Genomic DNA, 2,500 nt, shown 5'->3' with positions numbered 1-2,500 from the left:
CGGGTGCTAACGTCCGTCGTGAAAAGGGCAACAACCCTGACCTCCAGCTAAGGTCCCCAAGTCATGGCTAAGTGGGAAAGGATGTGAGGATCCCAAAACAACCAGGATGTTGGCTTAGAAGCAGCCATCATTTAAAGAAAGCGTAACAGCTCACTGGTCTAAATAAGGGTCTTTGCGCCGAAAATGTAACGGGGCTAAAGCCATGCACCGAAGCTGAGGATTTGCACTTTGTGCAAGTGGTAGCGGAGCGTTCCGTAAGTCTGTGAAGGCGGACCCGTGAGGGCTGCTGGAGATATCGGAAGTGCGAATGTTGACATGAGTAACGATAAAGGGAGTGAGAGACTCCCTCGCCGAAAGACCAAGGGTTCCTGCTTAAAGTTAATCTGAGCAGGGTTAGCCGGCCCCTAAGACGAGGCGGACACGCGTAGTCGATGGGAACCACGTTAATATTCGTGGGCCTGGTGGTAGTGACGGATCTCGTGTGTTGTTCAACCTTATTGGATTGGTTGGGCGGCGAAGAGGTTCCAGGAAATAGCTCCACCGTATAGACCGTACCCGAAACCGACACAGGTGGTCAGGTAGAGTATACCAAGGCGCTTGAGAGAACTATGTTGAAGGAACTCGGCAAATTGCACGCGTAACTTCGGAAGAAGCGTGACCCTTTTATACGCAAGTATGATGGGGTGGCACAGACCAGGGGGTAGCGACTGTTTATCAAAAACACAGGGCTCTGCGAAGTAGCAATACGACGTATAGGGTCTGACGCCTGCCCGGTGCTGGAAGGTTAAAGGGAGGGGTGCAAGCTCTGAACTGAAGCCCCAGTAAACGGCGGCCGTAACTATAACGGTCCTAAGGTAGCGAAATTCCTTGTCGGGTAAGTTCCGACCTGCACGAATGGCGTAACGACTTCCCCGCTGTCTCCAACATAGACTCAGTGAAATTGAATTCCCCGTGAAGATGCGGGGTTCCTGCGGTCAGACGGAAAGACCCCGTGCACCTTTACTATAGCTTTACACTGGCATTCGCCAAGGCATGTGTAGGATAGGTGGTAGGCTTTGAAGCAGGGACGCCAGTTTCTGTGGAGCCATCCTTGAAATACCACCCTTATCTTCGTGGATGTCTAACCGCGGTCCGTTATCCGGATCCGGGACAGTGTATGGTGGGTAGTTTGACTGGGGCGGTCGCCTCCGAAAGAGTAACGGAGGCGCGCGATGGTTAGCTCAGACCGGTCGGAAATCGGTCGTCGAGTGCAATGGCATAAGCTAGCCTGACTGCGAGACTGACAAGTCGAGCAGAGACGAAAGTCGGTCATAGTGATCCGGTGGTCCCGTGTGGAAGGGCCATCGCTCAACGGATAAAAGGTACGCCGGGGATAACAGGCTGATGACCCCCAAGAGTCCATATCGACGGGGTTGTTTGGCACCTCGATGTCGACTCATCGCATCCTGGGGCTGGAGCAGGTCCCAAGGGTATGGCTGTTCGCCATTTAAAGCGGTACGTGAGTTGGGTTCAGAACGTCGTGAGACAGTTCGGTCCCTATCTGCCGTGGGTGTAGGAATATTGACAGGATCTGTCCCTAGTACGAGAGGACCGGGATGGACGTATCTCTGGTGGATCTGTTGTCCTGCCAAGGGCATAGCAGAGTAGCTATATACGGAATGGATAACCGCTGAAGGCATCTAAGCGGGAAACCAACCTGAAAACGAGTGTTCCCTATCAGAGCCGTGGAAGACGACCACGTTGATAGGACGGGTGTGGAAGCACAGCAATGTGTGAAGCTTACCGTTACTAATAGCTCGATCGACTTCTTCGTTCCCATTGAATATGTTCATCGAACAAAGTTCGATGACATCATCTTCTGTCCTCACGGGCCAAAGGCCCTGCGGACGGCGCGCGCCATAAGGCGCGACGGACTAGCGTCCTGTATGGCTGCCTCGCTCGACCTCGAGCAGGGCAGGCAAACGGATCGGTCACAGAAAGACGTGTAAATTAAAACGAAGCGCAAGCTTCCCAGCTTCTCGAAAACAACAGTCATGTGAAAACATGAACAAGGTTGCTTTGGCCAACTGGTCCCTCATATCAGAGGTGACCGTATGGCCGATTGGCGTCCCCCGTGAGCGACAAGCGAACGGGATAAGGCATGCCAATCCAAAAATAGCAACATATGTTCATGCTACCGCATGAACATATGTTGCGTTTTGCCGACCTGGTGGTTATCGCGGGGCGGCTGCACCCGTTCCCATTCCGAACACGGCCGTGAAACGCCCCAGCGCCAATGGTACTTCGTCTCAAGACGCGGGAGAGTAGGTCGCTGCCAGGTCTGCAAAACGCAACTCAAAATCTTCTCAATCACAAAAGGGCAAAAATGCCCAAATCAAAAGGCCGCAAATGCGGCCTTTATGCTATAATAAAACAAGTCAACGCGGGGTGGAGCAGCCCGGTAGCTCGTCAGGCTCATAACCTGAAGGCCGCAGGTTCAAATCCTGCCCCCGCAACCAAA

1 tRNA gene and 2 rRNA genes (1 of these 3 cut by a window edge) are annotated in these 2,500 nt (G+C 53.2%); all 3 read left to right on the top strand.

Going from position 1 to position 2,500, the window contains the following annotated elements:
• Positions 1 to 1,813, top strand: a 23S ribosomal RNA gene (locus RAC79_RS25385) (it extends 1,120 nt beyond the left edge of the window).
• Between the two features lie 392 nt (positions 1,814 to 2,205).
• A 5S ribosomal RNA gene (rrf, locus tag RAC79_RS25380) occupies positions 2,206 to 2,320 on the top strand.
• A 101-nt stretch (positions 2,321 to 2,421) separates the two neighbouring features.
• Positions 2,422 to 2,498, top strand: a tRNA-Met gene (locus tag RAC79_RS25375).
• Positions 2,499 to 2,500 lie beyond the last annotated feature (2 nt).

It is taken from the genome of Agrobacterium sp. LR_9, assembly GCF_041954855.1.
GTDB lineage: Bacteria > Pseudomonadota > Alphaproteobacteria > Rhizobiales > Rhizobiaceae > Agrobacterium > Agrobacterium leguminum.
This window is presented reverse-complemented; position numbering and strand designations above follow the sequence as displayed.